16 protein-coding genes and 1 riboswitch are annotated in these 17,476 nt (G+C 55.1%); of the genes, 2 read left to right on the forward strand and 14 right to left on the reverse strand.

Going from position 1 to position 17,476, the window contains the following annotated elements; translation table 11 throughout:
- The 3 genes from RDV48_01530 to RDV48_01540 all read right to left on the reverse strand — a co-directional run.
- Positions 1-820: DegV family protein (locus RDV48_01530; GenBank protein MDQ7821454.1), on the reverse strand; the 820-nt coding region annotated here is incomplete at its 3' end.
- Between the two features lie 21 nt (positions 821-841).
- Positions 842-1,492 (reverse strand): phenylalanine--tRNA ligase beta subunit-related protein, encoded by a 651-nt coding sequence (locus RDV48_01535; GenBank protein ID MDQ7821455.1) that lies wholly within the window; start codon positions 1,490-1,492, stop codon positions 842-844.
- Positions 1,476-3,851 carry an ATP-binding protein gene (locus RDV48_01540; protein ID MDQ7821456.1) on the reverse strand — a complete coding sequence of 792 codons (2,376 nt, stop codon included), beginning with the start codon at positions 3,849-3,851 and terminating at the stop codon, positions 1,476-1,478. The genes RDV48_01535 and RDV48_01540 overlap by 17 nt, the downstream gene beginning before the upstream one ends.
- A gap of 136 nt (positions 3,852-3,987) precedes the next feature.
- Here RDV48_01540 and RDV48_01545 point away from each other — a divergent pair, with 136 nt between their 5' ends.
- Positions 3,988-4,653, forward strand: a complete 666-nt coding sequence (locus tag RDV48_01545; protein ID MDQ7821457.1) for a YdcF family protein — start codon at positions 3,988-3,990, stop codon at positions 4,651-4,653.
- Here RDV48_01545 and RDV48_01550 read toward each other — a convergent pair.
- Genes RDV48_01550 through RDV48_01570 form a run of 5 tightly spaced genes read right to left on the reverse strand, consistent with a single transcriptional unit; the run spans position 4,637 to position 9,047 of the window.
- On the reverse strand, positions 4,637-5,107 hold the full coding sequence (locus RDV48_01550; protein ID MDQ7821458.1) for a hydrogenase maturation protease: 471 nt from the start codon (positions 5,105-5,107) through the stop codon (positions 4,637-4,639). The genes RDV48_01545 and RDV48_01550 overlap by 17 nt on opposite strands.
- Positions 5,097-6,428 (reverse strand): Ni/Fe hydrogenase subunit alpha, encoded by a 1,332-nt coding sequence (locus tag RDV48_01555; protein ID MDQ7821459.1) that lies wholly within the window; start codon positions 6,426-6,428, stop codon positions 5,097-5,099. Before RDV48_01555 ends, RDV48_01550 begins: the two co-directional genes overlap by 11 nt.
- A complete protein-coding gene (locus RDV48_01560; GenBank protein MDQ7821460.1) occupies positions 6,409-7,170 on the reverse strand; it encodes a cytochrome B in 762 nt (253 codons plus the stop codon). Before RDV48_01560 ends, RDV48_01555 begins: the two co-directional genes overlap by 20 nt.
- A gap of 1 nt (position 7,171) precedes the next feature.
- On the reverse strand, positions 7,172-8,008 hold the full coding sequence (locus RDV48_01565; protein ID MDQ7821461.1) for an FAD/NAD(P)-binding protein: 837 nt from the start codon (positions 8,006-8,008) through the stop codon (positions 7,172-7,174).
- A gap of 1 nt (position 8,009) precedes the next feature.
- Complete coding sequence (locus RDV48_01570) at positions 8,010-9,047, reverse strand: 4Fe-4S dicluster domain-containing protein (protein ID MDQ7821462.1); 1,038 nt, start codon at positions 9,045-9,047, stop codon at positions 8,010-8,012.
- 527 nt (positions 9,048-9,574) lie between these two features.
- Here RDV48_01570 and RDV48_01575 point away from each other — a divergent pair.
- Complete coding sequence (locus RDV48_01575) at positions 9,575-9,961, forward strand: RidA family protein (protein ID MDQ7821463.1); 387 nt, start codon at positions 9,575-9,577, stop codon at positions 9,959-9,961.
- Here RDV48_01575 and hemW read toward each other — a convergent pair.
- From hemW to RDV48_01605, 6 genes are all read right to left on the reverse strand, one after another.
- Positions 9,958-11,214, reverse strand: coding sequence for a radical SAM family heme chaperone HemW (gene hemW, locus RDV48_01580; GenBank protein MDQ7821464.1), 1,257 nt, complete (start codon positions 11,212-11,214; stop codon positions 9,958-9,960). The two genes, RDV48_01575 and hemW, sit on opposite strands and share 4 nt — an antisense overlap.
- On the reverse strand, positions 11,117-11,371 hold the full coding sequence (locus tag RDV48_01585) for a hypothetical protein (protein ID MDQ7821465.1): 255 nt from the start codon (positions 11,369-11,371) through the stop codon (positions 11,117-11,119). The genes hemW and RDV48_01585 overlap by 98 nt, the downstream gene beginning before the upstream one ends.
- A gap of 35 nt (positions 11,372-11,406) precedes the next feature.
- Positions 11,407-13,944 (reverse strand): HNH endonuclease signature motif containing protein, encoded by a 2,538-nt coding sequence (locus tag RDV48_01590; GenBank protein ID MDQ7821466.1) that lies wholly within the window; start codon positions 13,942-13,944, stop codon positions 11,407-11,409.
- A gap of 326 nt (positions 13,945-14,270) precedes the next feature.
- Entirely contained in the window at positions 14,271-14,417 is a 147-nt protein-coding gene (locus RDV48_01595; protein MDQ7821467.1) for a hypothetical protein, read from the reverse strand.
- On the reverse strand, positions 14,386-15,564 hold the full coding sequence (locus RDV48_01600; GenBank protein MDQ7821468.1) for a cation:proton antiporter: 1,179 nt from the start codon (positions 15,562-15,564) through the stop codon (positions 14,386-14,388). Before RDV48_01600 ends, RDV48_01595 begins: the two co-directional genes overlap by 32 nt.
- A 40-nt stretch (positions 15,565-15,604) precedes the next feature.
- Positions 15,605-15,666: riboswitch (Fluoride riboswitch) on the reverse strand.
- A complete protein-coding gene (locus tag RDV48_01605; GenBank protein MDQ7821469.1) occupies positions 15,667-17,457 on the reverse strand; it encodes a dynamin family protein in 1,791 nt (596 codons plus the stop codon). It lies immediately after the preceding riboswitch.
- Positions 17,458-17,476 lie beyond the last annotated feature (19 nt).

Below are 17,476 nucleotides of genomic sequence, written 5' to 3' on the forward strand. Positions count from 1 at the left end.
TCGGGCCAAGGTGCGCCCCTATGACGGCACCAAGGGTTCCCTTCATTATGGGGGAGCGGGGATGGCCGGCTTGCAGCATTTCCGCGAGCCTGTCTCTCTCCTCGATGAGCTCCCCCGTGACTAGGGCGAGCGAGGGAGGTGGAGAGCCGCTCCCCTTCTGCTGTATGTATTCCCCTATCTTCTTAAGGCCTGCCTGGACTCCCACGGCTTTCCCGAGAGGTTCAAGAACCCCCTGCTCCATCTTGATAAGAGGCACGACCTTAAGAAGGGACCCGAAGAAAGCCTGGCTCCCGGAAAGCCTTCCCCCCCGGGAGAGATGGTGAAGATCCTTCACAAGGCCCACGCCGTGATTCCGCGGTGCCATGCTGTTGAGGTCTGCCGCGATATGCTCCACGGGCATTCCCTGCCCTGCCAGGGCATGGGCCTTCAGCACCATCATCCCAAGGCCAAGCGTGGCAGTCAGCGAGTCAATGACGGTGACAGAGGCGCCGGGCTCATCTTCCATCAGCAGATCGCGTGCCATCCTTGCGGAATTTACCGTGCCCGATAACCGGCTCGAGAGATGAATGGAGAGTATGGAAGCACCTTCCCCGGCAAGCCGCCGGTATATTTCCAGAAAATCGCCTGGCGCAGGCTGGGAGGTAGTAGGGAGCTCGCTGTGGTCTGCCATCATCCTGTAAAACTCTCCATGCCCTATGTCAAGGCCATCGCGGTACGACCTGGCACCGAACCTCACCGAGAGGGGAACAAGGGTAATCCCCCGCTCTTCCAGGTCGGAAAGGGGAAGATCACATGTGGAATCCGTGACAATTCTTACCACATTGCACATCCATCACCATGCCTAGAGCACATGAATCTCGTTACTCGATGCCCCGCCGAACCTCGAGAGCATATGGGCGAATTTCCCGGCGATTTCACAGGCTTCCCATGAGGCCACCCCTTCGACAGGAGCATACACGACGGCCACGACATTCTTTGTCTCCGCGCCAAGCTTCGCCTCCATCGAGTCTTTTACAGGGTTCCCCAGGGGAGTGCCGTCTTCACGGCACGCGCATATGAGACCCTCAATATCGATGACCTGACCGGCACTGTTGAAAACAAACTGTTCGCCCGCACGGCCTGTCCTCAGCACTATCCTGTCTCCCGCCACATCGGCGTCCAGGAGGCTCATGGGAAGACCCGTAAGAAGGGAAAGGTAATTATTGCAGTCCACAAGGTTGTTGATGAAAGGGAACCTTCCCTCGCGGGCTGCCTGGGCAAGATATTCACTGGCGGGCTTGCTCCTCCCCGAAGGCTTGAAGCCGCCCCGCTTGAGGAGCTGCCTCACAGCCTGCCTGAGTGCCTCGTTGGATAGCTCCCCCGTGCTCCTCTCCTGGACAAGAAGCATCAATTCCCTCACCTGTTCTGCTTCTGAAGGATGGATCGAGATGGACTCCCCCGTAATGACCGCCACTCTCAGCCCTATATCAGCTGATTCATTGATTACAATCATGGCTCAACCTTTCCGGAATGCCCGCTGATATTCCAATGGCATTCCTAAAATCATTGAAAGCTTTTTCTGCAGGCCCGATGAGCGCCTTGAGCCTCTTAAGGTTGTTTTCCCTGCCTGCACGCTCCATCTGGCTTGCAAGCTCATTGAGGGCGCCAGCCTCCAAATTCGCCGAGGCGCCCTTCAGGGCATGGGCGCTCCGGGCAGCTTTCTCCCCCTCCGAGTTTTTGATGGCTTCCTTTATCTTCCCTAACTGCAGCGGAGCATCCTGAAGGTACACTTCCAGGATTTCCGCCAGAAGCTCCTCGTCATTTCCCAGGCGCGCCAGCAAGGCATTCCTGTCAAAAACCTGGTGTTCCTCCATGGAAGGGCTCTTCTGCAAGGGCATCGCAGTAGTCTCAAGAGGAAGATACTTTTTCATTTCCAGGGCAAGCTCCTCCAGGTGATAAGGCTTTGAGAGGTAGCCGTTCATTCCGGCGATGATGCAGCGCTCCCTGTCTCCCTTCATTGCCGCGGCGGTGACGGCAATTATCACCACATTATGGTTGAAAACCTTTGACTCGGGGCTCCTTATGACTTTTGTCGCCTCAATGCCATCCATTTCGGGCATCTGCACATCCATCAGCACAATGTCATAGGGGATATGCTCCAGGGCGGCAAGAGCCTCAAGGCCCGTAGCCGCCACGGAGGCCTCGTACCCCAGGCTTTCCAGGAGCTTGCAGGCTACCTTCTGGTTCACCAGGTTATCCTCTGCAACAAGCACCCGGAGCCTTCTCGCGCTCTCGATACGGCTTGCTCTCTCCACAGTCTCGCCGCATATGGCAGGAGAGACCTTTCCTCCTTCACCGGAGAGCAGGGTAAGGACCTGATGGATCTGGGAAAGCTTGAGAGGCTTGGTAAGGTAGGCGGAAAAGCCCTCATCAAAGAGATGGTGGACTTCGCCAAGCCTTCCGAAGGGGACAAGCATGACAGCCTTCATATCGTTGCAGGCGCCCTGTTCCTTCATAAGCCTGCCTGCCCCCACGCTGCCCTGCATATTCATCTCAATGAGGGCCATATGGAAGGGATGCCCTGCTGCATATGCCACGCGGGCCCTCTCAAGCGCATCAAGAACATCAGATGACTCCATGCATTGAAATCCCCATTTTGCAAGCAATTCGATGAGGAAGCCCCTCTCGGTGCCATTGCCGACGGTGACAAGAATCCTCTTTCCTTCCGTCCCGAAAGGCATGGTAAGATAAGCCGGCACTGAAGACAGGGACCGGGGAAATTCAAGGGTAAACCAGAAGAGGGAGCCGCGACCTTCGTCGGAAGCTCCATGGAGGGAGCCGCCCATGAGCTCTACAAGCTTTCTGGTAATTGACAGGCCCAGGCCTGTTCCGCCGTACTTCCTGGTGGTGGAAGCGTCAATCTGCGTGAAGGCGTCAAAAACCTGCGCAAGCCTGTCACGGGGTATGCCAATGCCTGTATCACTCACTGAGAACCTGATTCTGGACGAGGCGGCGTCCTCATGCTCAAGAATGAGCTGCACGATCACCTCTCCATGGACGGTGAACTTGATGGCATTGTCAACAAGATTGAGCAGAATCTGCCGCAGCCTCCCGGGATCGCCCCTGACAAGGGCCGGGAGGGCCGGGTCAATAGAGCAGAGGTACTCAATGTCACGCCCGAGGACCTTGAGGGCAAGGGTATCGTTGATATCCTCAACAAGCCTTACAGGGTCAAAATCAAGCAGCTCAAGCTCGAGCTTCCCTGCCTCTATCTTGGAAAAGTCCAGGATATCGTTGATTATGGTGAGGAGCGAATCGGCGCTGTTCCGTATTGTCTCCACATAATCGCTCTGCTCCGACGAGAGGGGGGAGTCAAGCAGAAGAGCCGTCATCCCCATGATACCGTTCATGGGTGTTCTTATCTCGTGGCTCATGGTGGCAAGAAAATCGTTTTTCGCCCTGCTGGCGCTTTCAGCCCGGGAGGCAAAGGTACGCAGTCTCTTTCCCTCGCTCCGCAAAGCGATCAGTGCCTGTTCCAGGCGGCGGCAGAAAAGCATCATCAGGCGGCTTTCACCGTCATCGGGAGGAGGGGCCTTCTCAATGAGAATCTCTGTATATTCCTCCCCTTCACCGAAGCGGTGAATAAACCGGCCGGGCAGAAGCTCCCCGGCTCCTGCGAGGGCCACCCGGGGATCACTGTATCCCCAGGAGGCAGTCACCTGCCGGGACTCACCCATGCCTGTAATAAGAGCAAAACAACGGGCAGAGAAGAGGCGGGAGCACTTCTCGATGGCTTCGCCTGCCAGTTCCTCTTCTGACTGAAAGGATGGCATCGATGCTATCTCATTGAGGACCGAGAGCTCAGAATCCATTTTCCCCCTGCCTCATAAAAAGCGATTTATTACTTATTTTCCCCTCGGCACTTACAAATCCTTTTGCATCGGCGAGGGATACACAGGATATCAGTTTTCTCTGAAGAAACTCCATGAGACAGGCAGGGGCTGCAGAATGGCTGATTGCTGCTGGACCATAAGAATTCACAGGAAAAAGGCTCTCATCGCCGCCGGGGTGTTTCTCGCCCTGGTATGCCTTCTCTTTTTCACCAGGCACCTTCTGGTGGGATGGCTTGCAGGGTGGCTCACCGTGCAGGATGGCGCACAGGCCTGCGACATAGTTTTCGTCCATGGCGGCAAGGCTGAGAGGAGAGTGCCCTATGGCGCCGAGCTCTTCAAGAAGGGGTATGGGAAAAAAATCGTCATCACCATCGGGCGCGACGATCAGTGGGTCACGGATTTTTCAAGAGAATACGGCATTGACAAGTTCGATGTCATGGTCGTCAAGGCCATCCTGAAAAACCGCGATATTCCCCCTTCATCGTCTGTGCTGCTGATGGATTCCCTGAGCACCCGCGATGATGCCCGGAAGCTCAGGGAATACTATGACAGAACCCCCTTCAGGGATGCCCTGGTCGTGACGGACTCAATCCATTCACGGCGCTCCATGCTCTGCCTCCACCGCGCCTTCAAAGGCACCGGCGTGAAGTTTTACTCCCACCCCCTCGTGCTGGAGGAGCAGCTCGGCAAGTTTTCCGACAGTGATGATTATGTGAATTATGTGATAGAGGAGGAGCTGAGGCTTCTCTTTTACACCTTCGGCTTCAAGAAGGGGAGGTAAGGAAGGCCACGAGGGCATCGGCGGCCCTTTGCACTTCTACGGTAAGGCCTTCGCCCATCGTGAAGGTAACGGCCTGGATGCCGAGAAAGATCACCGCAGATCCGCAGTCCTTCTGAAGGAGCGAGGCAAGCACCGGGAGAGGGAAGGTATGGGTCGAAAGCGTCGTGGCCGGTATCTCCTCTATAGAGAAGAGCCTCATCTCGCCGGCATGGCCTCCGAAATCCGCCGCATCAAGTATCACGGCCCTCGGCGCAGGCCTTCCGGCGGCTTCATAAAAGATCCTTTCGGGCTGCTGACCGGCGTCGAGCACAAAAAAACCTTCCCCCAGGGGGGGAAGGCGTGAGGCGATGTAGGGCCCCACCCCGTCATCACCGCGGAGGCTGTTCCCCACGGTGATGATCGTGACGGGATGTGAAGGGTCGGGCCTGAGGGCCTCCCTTATGTCAGCGGTCAACAAACTTCACGTCCAGGAAATGAGTTGAGCAGGAGATGCAGGGATCATAGGCCCTCACCAGGGCTTCGAGGGTGAAGGTGATCTCCTCCTCGCTCTTTGAGGGCAGCAGCTCTGGCACAATCTTCTCCATGTCCTCCTCGATATTGTTGAGGTTCTGGTTGGTCGGGATGATGCAGGTGGCATCTGTTATCATGCCCTTCTCGTCAATCTCGTAATTATGGAAGAGGATGCCCCTGGGCACCTCGACGGCGCCGACACCTTTCCCGGCCTTCACGGGGATTCTCCCGGCCTCGTCAATACCGACGACAAGCTCCTCATCGTAATTTATCCCTTTGTTTTTAAGATCTTGGAGAATATGGAGCGAATCCTCAAGGCAGTGGGCCCATTCCACGACCTGGGCCACGGTGTTCAGGAAGGGGTTGGTGCATTTCGCCTTGAGCCCCAGCACGGCTGCCACTTCCTTGGCAAGAGGATGGAGCTTCCCGTGGTTCAGGTTGAACCTGGCAAGTGCCCCCACGGCGTAAGCTGTCCTGTTCCACTTGGTGTGCTTTGCTGAAGAGTGGGGCACGACAAACTCATTGGTGATGGCTCTAAAGTCATGCCTGTCTTTTCTTGCGCCGTCGGTGGAGCCTACATCGCCCATGAGCATGGGGTATTCTGCCTCATCGCTCACCAGGGCCACGTACTCGGTGTCACGCTCAAACTCGGGGAACCGGAGCGTCTTCAGCAGCTCTATGGAAGCCTCCACGTCGGGCTTTGTGTCTATGAGTATCTTTTCCATGGCTTCAAGGTCCTTCTCGCGGGGAAGCTTGGTAAAGCCGCCCACAATGGCCGAGATGGGATGGACATGGCGGCCCACAAGGATGTCGCACACGTCATTACAGGCCTTCTTGAGGCGAAGCGCCCGGCGCACCACCTTTTCATGGGTGGTGATGAGGGGAACGAAGCTCTTCACCCCCAGCAGATCGGGCGCCGCGAGGAGGTAAATGTGAAGGATATGGCTGTCAAGCGTCTCCATATGGAGGAGCAGCTTCCTGAGGGCCACTGTCTGGGGCGAAGGCGTGAATCCCAGGGCATCCTCGGCTGCCTGGATTGAGGCAAGGGAATGGCCGCAGGAGCAGATGCCGCATATCCTGCTCGTGATATGCTGCGCTTCAAAAATGGAGCGCCCCCTCAGCATCCCCTCGAAGAACCGCGGGGATTCCACGATCTGGAGCTGGCAGGTCTCAAGCCTGCCCTCCTTCACGTTCACGACGATATTTCCATGACCCTCGACGCGGGTGAGATATTCTACTTTGATGTCAATGTTTTTTGTGCTCATGTGTTTCCAGCTCCCTGCATTTGTTGTACATATCCATTTTATTGAGAACCCAGTCCATAGGTATCTTGTATCGCTCAAGCACTTCCTTTGCCCCGTCCTTATTGGGATTGGTCACCATGCCGCGGCACCCGTAACAGATATTCCCGTTGTTGATGCACCAGGAGTTGCAGCCGGCGCGGGTGAGGGGTCCCATGCAGGTGATGCCCTTTTCATACATGCAGACGTTCTCGTTAAACTTGCACTCGACGCAGACTGAATGGTCGGGAACATGATAGGGGAGTCCCATGAGGGCCGTCTTGAAGATCTCCAGGAACTCCGGCTTATAGACAGGGCATCCGTTTACGAAATAGTCAACCTTCACCACCTGGTGAAGGGGCCTGGTGGGTAACGTGTCAAAGTACTTGTAATCCATCCCGTACACGTAGGTGCGTATGTCCCTGAGATTAAACGCGTTTTTCATGCCGTTCACCCCGCCGATGGTAGCGCAGGATCCATATGCGATAAGGATCTTTGAGCGCTCGCGGATCTTCTTGATCCGATCCTCGGCATGGTGATCGGTGATGCTCCCTTCCACCACTGCCGCGTCATACTCATCATCCCACTTTTCCGACATCACCTCGCGGAACTCCACTATATCAATATGATGCAGCATCTCCAGGAGCGTTTCACCAAGGTTTGCCACCTGGAGCTGGCACCCTTCACAGCACGCAAAATCAAAGAAAGCGACTTTTGGTTTTCTCATGTTATATTGCCTCTTCCAGATTCTTTATTTTATCGTAAGTGAAAACAGGGCCGTCCTGGCAGCAGTAATAGTTATGAATCTGGCAGTGGCCGCACTTGCCGATACCACACTTCATATGCCGCTCAAGGGAGACGATGATCTGGCGCTCAGGGATGCCCTTCTCCAGGAGCTTCGCGATGACGAACTTGTACATGATGGGCGGGCCACAGACTATGGCAAAGGTCCTGTCGGGTTCAAGAGTGATGCCGGGAATGAGGGAGGTGATGAGGCCTACGTTCCCGTCCCACTCGGCATCCCCCCTGTCAACGGTGCATTCAAACATCACGTCAAGGCGGTGGTTCCACTTGTCAGTCTCGTCGGAAAAGAGCAGGTCCTTGGGAGTGCGGCAGCCCAGCAGGATGGTGACCTTTCCGAAATCCCTCCTGTTGTCTATGGTATAATTGATGATGGAGCGGATGGGCACGATACCCAGCCCCCCTGCCACGATGAGGAGGTCATTCCCCTCAAGATACCTTATGGGGAAGCCGTTTCCAAAGGGCCCCCTGATGCCCACCTCGTCACCGGCCTCGAGGCGGTGAAGGGCCGTGGTGACTCTCCCGGCTTTTCTTACCACCAGCTCAAAGGATCTTCTCTTTGTCGGTGAAGATGATACTGAAATCGGCGCTTCACCAACGCCCAGGAGGGAGACCATTACAAACTGGCCCGGCAGGTGATCGAGGCTCTCGCCGCCGGGGAGGGCAATCTCAAAAAGCTTTTCCAGGGGGGTCATCTGCCTTGTGCGGAGAATCTTTCCCACTTTGGTTTTGAATTCTGATTCGAGCAGTGCTGTTTTTTTCATATCAGTTTAACTCCTTCACGAGCGAAGTCAGGGTCTCCTTGAGGTTGATCTTGGCCATGCAGGTACGGCTGCATCTGCCGCATCCCGTGCAGAAATAGCGAAAAAAGCGCTCCACGGGGTACTTGAACTTCCTGTAGTAGCGGTGGCGCTGCTTGGCACCGCGGTCTTCCCTGAAGCTCTCGCCGCCCGCCACCCTGGCGAAGGAGGCGCTCTGGCAGGAATCCCACTTCCTGCGGCGCCTTCCCGTGATAAGGTCGAGATCGGGCTCATCGACTACATCAAAGCAATAGCATGTGGGGCATACATTGGTGCAGTTGCTGCAGGCAAGGCAGCGCTTTGCAATGTCGCTCCACACAGGGCTTTTCCAGGCATTATCGAAAACCTCCTTGATTTTCTGGTGGGTGACAGGCACTTCATTTTTAAAGACTGAGCGCTTCTTTTCCCTGAACTTCATCAGCTCATCCCAGTGGCTCTCCGTTGAAGGCTCGATGAGCTTTGTCCTTCCAAGAACATCATCGCCCATCTGCGTGTTGAGATGGATGATGAAATAGTCACCAAGGTCCGTGAAGAACGCATCATAGCCGCCGTTGGGAAGATCATTTGCCATGAGATGGCAGCTCGCATACTCATCGCAATAATCCTCGCACTCAAGGCCTATGATGGCTATCTTGTTTTTCCGGGAAAGATAATTGATATCCTCTGGATGCTCCGAGAGGGCCATGTTCAGGCACTGGACGCCCATAAGGTCGCAGGTGTGGACGCCGAAAAGGATCATCTTCTCATACTCAACGACAGGGTGCACTGCCTCTCCCTCGCGGCGCGAGTATTCCAGTATGGTCTCCGAGGGGGGCATGAAATACTTTTTTGGGGGAAGGATGGTGGGGATGTGCTTGAGAGCAATCTGGCTGGCCCGGGTCACCGGTTCAAAGGCATAGTTATCATATCCCTTTGCCACAGGCGCCATCACCGACTGCTCCACTGCCAGCGCTGAAATGAAATCAGCAAAATGGCTCTTCTGTAAGATCGCATATTGCTTCATTGCCTTGTACCTTTCACTGGAATTTTATATCTCAAAGTGAGATTGTAACACTTCCACCCTTCATGGTCAAGAGGAATCTTTCCTACATCCAAGGTCTTAATACCCGCCATATTGACTTTCTGATGGCTTGTGGAGGCATTCTTTCAAATACAGGAAGGCTTTGAGAAAAAGAGGAACGAGACCATCCCAATCGGTTATGCCCCCTCTACCGGGCAAAAAGCTTGCATTGGCGAGGTTTTTTCAAAATTAACCTCACCAATGGCAGCAGCATCTCTATTTGTGTTGATTTTTTTTCAATGCCTGGATCCTGGCTAAAAAGCCCATGATATAAGGGAAAGTAAAGGGCAAAAAAATATTTTTGCATGCAAGGGAATTTAGCATGATTTTAAGAGGATCATGGAGAATTATCCTCCTGGAGATTCAGGGACGATCAGTGGATGATTTTTCAGGCACACCCTCACCGGTGTGCCTGAAAAATCTGGAGGACTCCCTGAAAAGAATTCCCGAGAGAGGCAGCGTGAAACACTATGGCGGAAAAGGTGATAATCCATACAGACAATGCGCCCAAGGCAATCGGCCCTTACTCGCAGGCAGTGAAAGCGGGGCAGTTCATCTACACGTCAGGCTCACTGGGCATTGATCCCACGACGGGGAAGCTCGTCGAGGGAGGCATTGAGGCCCAGACTGCCACTGCTCTCTCGAATATGAAAGCGATCCTCGAAGCGGCGGGGACCTCAGTGGCACATGTAGTCAAGACCACCGTCTTTGTCACCGATATCAGGGACTTCCCCAAGGTGAACACTCTCTACGGCGAGTTCTTCAAGGAGAGCCCCCCGGCACGCTCCACAGTTCAGGTTGCTGCCCTCCCCCTCGGAGGGGTGGTGGAAATCGAGGCCGTGGCTCTCGCTGACTAGCTTTCCTCGATAAACCTTGAAGCGATTTCGCTCTGCAGGAAGAAATGGCGGGGCGGGATGCGGATTGTTCCGCTGCTTTCCACGATGACAAGACCCCCGGCAGCGAGATCGTCAAGCTCTCTTCTGTAATGCTCAAGAGGATCAACTCCGAAGCGCTCCATGAAATCCTCTCTGCCTGCTCCTTTCTCAGTCCTGAGGGCCATCATCATATACTCTCCCATCTGGCGGCCCAGGGAAAGCCTCTCTGCAAACACAATGGGAGAAAGTCCCTCCTCGATGCGCCTCACGTATTCCCGGGGATCAGAGGTATTCGAGAAGCGCCAGCGGTTCATGAAAGAGCATGCCGAGCTCCCGAAGCCAAGATAGTCACCACCAAGCCAGTATCTCATGTTATGACGGCATTCATGGCCTGCCAGGGCGAAATTGGAAACCTCGTAATGGACGTAGCCGCAGCTTGTGAGCCTTTCATGGGCCGCCTCCATCATCATCGCCTGCTCGTCATCGCCGGGAACCTCTGCAAGGCCCCTTATGATGGCATCACCAAGGGGCGTGCCTTCTTCGGGGGTGAGCCCATAGGCTGAGAGATGGTGAAGCCCGAGAGAGAGGACCTCGTCAAGATCCCTTTCCCATTCCGCCAGGCCCTGGCCGGGGATGCCGTAGATCAGGTCCATGCCTATGGAGGGGAAGCCTGCTTTTACGGCGCCATCACGGGCCTCGAAGATCTCCCTCCTCCCATGGATTCTACCCAGGGCGGCAAGGCGGTCATCGCGGAGGCTCTGGGCCCCGATGCTCAGGCGGTTGAAGCCGCAGAACCTCAATGCCTTAAGGGTTCCCGCGTCAATGGTGCCAGGATTCGCTTCAATGGAGAGCTCGCATGACTCCGCTTCATGAAAGCAGTGCCTCAGCCTGGCGGTGATTTCCCGGAGAAATCTCAGGGGCAGAAGAGAGGGGGTCCCTCCCCCGAAAAATATGGAATCGACAGCCAGTTCTTCACCTGCAGCCTGAGCCGCTGACTCTATCTCACTCAACAGGGCCTCCACATAGCTCTCACAGAAAGCATCATCCCACTCTGTCCTCGGAATGGAAGGGAAATTACAGTACCGGCATTTTTTTTCACAGAAGGGGATATGGACATAAAGGCCCGTCATAAGGGCGCTATGGCGAGGATCGGAGGGCTTTAAGGGCGTCATGGAGCTTGGAGCCCAGCGAGGCCTGTTCATACTCGAGGCGAGCCTTCTTGACGGCATCAGCATCAGGGCCTGCCTGGCCCGGGGCCTTCGCGGCGCCGTGAGGCGCGGAAGCTCCCTGCATCGCTGTGTCGGAGCGTATTTCCATGCCTCTATTATATCCCCTGCCATGGCCTGTGTCAACAAAGCTGGCCATTCCATCGGATCGCTTTTTCCCGCTCAATTCCCTACCTGGTCGTTGTTATCCCGGCACTGCATTCAGCAAATTCTGCCGGCCGGCCCCCGGGGGAGAATGAAGCAGAGGCCCCGCTTTTTTACTCCACTTTCATAAACCAGGAAGGGCTCGCAACCTGGCCGGGAGCCGAAGGTGAAAGTGAGGTTATGAGGCGCCTGCCCCTTGAGAACGAGGGCCCTCAGAGTGTGGAGGATATGAATGTGATGGGCTTTGCAGAGCGTGATGAGGTTCCTGGGATCATCGGTGCCGCCCTGGGAGCGCCTGATGATATGATGGACCTCAAGGTTGTGGCGGCAGTGGCAGCCGGGGACCTGGCAGCGGAACCGGTCACGCTTGAGAATGTCGTGGTGGCGGGCCGCCTTGTGGAAGACCTTTTCGGCGGTGAGATAGTCGGCGAGGAGGGAGGCAAGGAATCTTTCTTCCCAGGGAGGGGTGGCTAAGTCTATCGCGGCTGAGTCCAAGGCGGCAGATTCCGAAGCGCCAGATTCATTGGCGGCTGATTCTTCTGATTGTGCGGCAAGGCGCAAGAAGGCCGTAGCGGCGGTATTCCAGAGATTATAGAGGTCCTCAGGAAGGAAGAACCTGATGGCTATGGTGCACCCTCCTGTGGCAATACCGCCTGCTGCCGAGGCAGCGCTTCCCCTGATGAGATCCATGAGGAAGATCTCTTCGGGATTTTCTCCATGGGGGATGGTGCAGGCCACACGGGTCTGCCTGTGCACCTCTCCGTCGGCCTGGCAGGCTGCCCCTGCACATGAGCATGGTGATGATTTCAGGTCATCCTGAGGCGCACGCAAGGCAATTCCGCCCTTTTCCATGGTGAATGCCTGACTCCCGTCAGCCGCACACAAGACGGTTTTACGACTCTCTTTCATAGCGGCTTCATAGGCCACCAACTCATCAACATCTTCAAAATACTTCCAGGGCTCTTCAAGACGTTTGTCACGGCTTACTGCAGATTCCCCGTCATTTTCTGCGAGAGGCCACGAAGGCCGAAGTGACGGCCCCTCATACCACGATCCCGTCCTGATGCACTCCCGCACCTCTTCAGGCAGCTCGGCAAACCGCTCGTCGGTGATATACCGGAAGCTTGGCAGGAGCCTGTATTTATGAAGCACAAGGCAGTCATACTCCACAATCCTGGCGCAGCGCTGAGCCTCCTCCCGGAGCGTAATCACCGGCACAGAGGCGGCATAGGCAATCCACTCGTCCTCATTGTTCTCGTTCACTATGGGAAGAATGAGACGCGCCTGCTCCCTGGTGATGATACCCGACTTGAAGGCTTCTTCGGTGAGCGAATGACGGTGAAAGTCTTTCGCTAGCCTTATGAAGCGGTATATTTGCGCCTTGGAGAAGCCGCACTTATCTGCCCCATATTCCTCCACTGAGTCATAGCCGAACACACGGTAAAGCTGTCGCATGTCCATCGCCCGCAGGAGCATCCCTATTCCCACCTCGAGCCTCTGGCGCATCCAGGCGGCCTTAATGAGCCTCCTGGCCAGCACTCTCACCTCTCTCCCTGTCACCTCCGTCACTTCCTCAAGCCACGATGGAAAGAAGATGCTCCAGGGATACTTCCAGGGATCGTGTGATTCGAGGTCGGACGCGCTCTGCATGTAACCCCGGCGCCTCCGGAAAGAGCGCCTCTCACGGGAGGAATGCCTATCGCAGCAGGATTGCTCCTCACAAGAGTGCTGCTCCCCATCGGAAGGCATCGGCTCAACGTTTCTCCTCCACCTGGAAAGAGGAACGCGGTAAAATACAGGCAAGCTTCCCCGGTCATCAAGGGGGACAGGCACTGTGCCGACACCCCTCTCAGAGAGCTTTCCCGAGGCCATCCAATTGGAAAGGAGGGCCTCGACGAACCCCGCCTGGGGCCCGCTGTAATGCTCCTTATCCCTGAAGTAGGAAAGGGCGAAATCCCAGGTGAGGGCTAAAGCGGGCGACACCCTGAAGCGCATCATCATGCCATTTTTTTTATCGCTGTCTGGCACCAGGTCGGCTGAAGTTTCCTCCACAGCCTGTGACGCAAGAGCCTCTTTCGCTTCCTTCTCAAGGGCCCTCACCGGGAGGCGCCCCGCCTTCTCGAGCCACTCCTCCTCGTTCTCAGGATTGATTACTCTCGAGAGAGGGCGGAGTGCGCTCTTGGAAACTCTGCCTTGAAGATAAGCCTCGCATGTTCGGGGAAGCCGCGAGAGAAGCTCATAATTGTGTATCAGCTCCGATGCTGTGCGCCCCGAGAGGGAGAGGTGCTCGACGGCGAAGGTCTCGAGGGAGCGGTAGCCCAGGTGGTCCACCCCCTTCTGTTTCAGGATCTCGAGAAGCCTGCCCAGGACAAGGTCCAGGGCCATGCGGCTGCGCACTGCCCTGCAAAGATCGGAGTCTATCTGCGAGGCCTTCTCTTCCCTGTCGAATGAGCTGAAGGCAAGGCACTCCACTAACCTCTCCGCCTCGGTGAGGAACGCATCTATATCGACCTTCACCAGGTGATCATAGCGGTGAATACCATCTTCTTCAACCTCATAGGGCTCAGGCAGGAGAAGAAAGTCTATGTCGCCCACAGGAAAAGATATCTCAGTGTCATGAGAGCGCGATTCATCTTCCTGGCGGGATCGCTCTTCTTCTGGATCAAAGCATGGCAAATCAGGGATAGTAATAGGGTGATTCATAATATCATTATAGCCGATATAGAAAGAGATATCAAATGCTGCGATCTCTAAAAAGCTTACTGTATAAAGATTATAAGGCCTTCGCCTGATGCCATGTGGAGGGCCTGGAAGGAGGCGGGATGGTAAAAATGACCTGGAGATCCATCAATGCCTTCTCCTCGGCCTGTTTGACGGGGCTGCGGCGATCTTTGCACGCGCTGTCCGCAGGATGCGGCTTATCAAATATATTTTGGATATTTTCCAGACAGATCATACCAGGGTGCCTTCCCCCCAGGCGCAGCAACAAATATGCGGACATCACTTTTCAAAAAAAAGAAGCGGCCTCTGAGGATTTCAGCCTGCCAGGCAGGTTTCGCCTTTTCCATTGCCATTCTCCCCGTTCAGCATGTCCTCGTCGCTTACCGGCATGAACCATCTCTGGGCGATGAAAGTGGGGATGACGGCGCTGGCTACGACCACACCGACAAGCACCGAATACTGGACCTGGGTGATGATCCCCGAATTAAGGCCGAAAAGGCTCGCGATGGTACCGAAGGTCAGGCCTGTGCTCATAAGGAGGGTAGTGTACATGCTCCCCTGGGGAAGGTACTTCTTTGCAAGAAAATAGACTCCCAGGAATTTCAAAGCCACTTTGATGAAAAAGAGCACTATGAAGAGGCCGAAAGCAGAAGCTATGAGAGGAATGGATATCCTCATGCCTCCCACGATAAAAAAGAACGGGGTAATCATGGTGTAGGCCACCGTTCTCAGCTTGTTCCTCAGGAGCTTTGTCTTCCGCTGCTCCTTGAAATGCTTCGACATCACAAGGCCCATTATAAAGGCGGGAAGCACTGCATGGCCCTCTCCGATGTTCGCAAAAAATATAAAGATGAGCAGCACCAGAAAGATCAGCTTGACCTCAGGCTCTATCACCTTATTGGAAAAATAGGTCCCCCTGAGGAACAGCAGCGAGAACCTGTCAACGAACACTATCACCACGAGGGAGACCGCTATGAAAAGAAAAGTGTAAAGAGTGGGCTTCAGAAACATGATGCTCAATGCCAAGGCAGTCCCCATATCGGTGACAAAGGTTGCTGCCATGATAGTCTTGCCAAGCTCAGAAGCGCAAAGGCCGGTCTCCACGAGAACCGAATAGACAACGGCAAGCGAGGTCGTCGAGAGGGCCGCGCCTGCAATAAGCGATGCTCCATAGGTCCAGTGAAGCATGAAATAGGTATAGAGAAAAACTCCTATAAAGGGGAGAAGAAAGGAAAATATACCAATGAGGAAACTTTCTTTAAACTTGTTTCTCATGAGCCGCGTATCTATCTCGGCTCCCGCCAGGAAGGTGAGAATGATGCCGCCGAAGCCCGCCAGATAAGTCATCCATTCTTCCGGCACAATTCCCAGGTTGCCTGCGATGGCTCCCGTGAGAATCTCCACAATGGCCACCGAAATGGCGAATCTTATGGAGACAAGGCTTGCAAGATATATGATGAGGCCTACAAGAAGGGGAGTGAAGTCTGCTTTCATGGTTATCTCCTTTTGGTAAATAGAGAGCATATGAGATTGGTGCTTTGTAGGAGTCATCAGCGTGAAAAGCAGTTAAAGGCGAACTCCATCGCCTTTTTTCAATCAGGCACTCACCTCCCCGGCAAGGAGGCTCTCCAGGTACGCCTTCTTCTCCCTGAGGGTGCCGATGAGAGGCTCCTGGGAGCCCGAAGTCTCTCCCTGGAGGGTGCGGGCCTGCTGGACAGCCTCCCTGATGTCGCGGAATCCCTGCTCCAGCTCGCTCGCCAGGGCAAAATTCAGGTTCCTTATCACGCGCTCGAGGCCGTCAAGGAGGGCGTAACGGAGCTTGCCCGCGTTTTTCAGGACAAGGCTTTCGGCCTCCTCCATCGCCTCCCTCCTCAGGACTTTTTTCAGCGTCGAGACAGGGACGGCATGGTAGAGCAGCTTTTTTGCCACCTCGAAAAGGCCGCATGAATAGACGATGTGCTCCCAGATGAAGCGGGGCCACTTCAGGGAAAAAGGCTCAAATACAAGCGGTGACGTGCGCACTTCAAAGATCGCAAGGGCATCACGCCTTACCGTCGCGATGAGATTCTCCGCCTTCGCAAGAACGGGGGAGAGCTTCTCTTCCGAGAGCCTGCAGGCATCGGCAATAAAGGAGTCCTTCCTTGCGATGAAAAAATCGGGGACCGCGCTGTCAAGAAACGTGCGGAGTCTTGAGGAGATCGTTCTGAAGCTCTCCTTTTTGTCATTGGTGCCTGTGATATCCCTGATTCCCTGGAAGATGGCCTCCATGGCTTCCTGTTCGAGACGCTCGGTCTTTCTCCTGATTTCCAGGGCGATTCTCTTCTCCTCGGCCTCAAGCGCGTCCCTGATCCAGAGCCTCTCTTCCTTCACATGGGCCTCCAGGGCCGAGAGCCTCAGAATTTTTTCATCAAGCTCCCTGAGGGGGGTCGCCAGAAGGTTGATTCTCAGGTCAATTGCCGCAAGGGATCCTTCGATGATCGCCCTGGTCTTCATCGCAAGGGCCCTGCAGAGGATCTGCTTCTTTTCATGCTCAAAGAATGCCGCCAGATGGCTCTCAAGCCTCTCCATGCCGCTCTGCTCCCAGGCATCCTCATTTCCTGCAAGCCGCCCTTCAAGACCTCTCAGGGCGGAGACAGGAAAGATTTCCAGGGGAGCCCTGAAGCCGGCTTTTTCCCTGAGATTTTTCTCCAGAAAGCTCAGCAGCTTCCTGAGTTCCTCTTCGCTCAGAATGTCCCTTTTGTTGAGCACAAAGAAGAGGTGCGCCGCATGCTTTGATATGAGAGAGAGAAATTCAAGCTCGGCCTGGGTGAGAGGCGGATCGGGCGAGGTGAGAAAGAGGGCCAGATCGCACTGGGGCAGGAACTCCACCGTCACCGCAGTATTATGGGTGAGTGTCGAGCCTATGCCGGGCGTGTCGATAATGACCACTCCTTGCCTCAGAAGCGGGGCATCGCAGAATATTTCCGCCCTTTCGACATTTTTCTCATTGCCCGGGTTCCCTTCCTCTGTCACAAAGAGCGGAAGATCTTCCATGGCAGCATTCCGGGACGACCCATCCCGGAAAAGAATTGTCACGATCCTCTCCTCTCCATACTTCAGGAGCGTCGGCACCGACGTGAGGGGGAGCATGGCCCGCGGAAGGATATCATGCCCCAGGAGTGAGTTGATGAGGGTGCTTTTTCCCCTCTTAAACTGTCCAAGGACTGCAATATGGAGCACGGAGTTATCGAGACGCCCGGCAAGTTTTTCAATATCATCGATGCACTGTTTCCAGGGACCTTCGATGGATGCAAGGGAAAGCATTGTTTCCCGCACTTTCTCCATCTGGGACCTGAGGTCCGGGATAGAGGTCCCGGCCTGCCTTTCCGCTTTCTTCGGCTCTTTCATGGGATGCTCTCCAAGCTCT

This window comes from Candidatus Eremiobacterota bacterium (assembly GCA_031082125.1).
In the GTDB taxonomy this organism is placed as follows: Bacteria; Vulcanimicrobiota; CADAWZ01; order CADAWZ01; family Ess09-12; genus Ess09-12.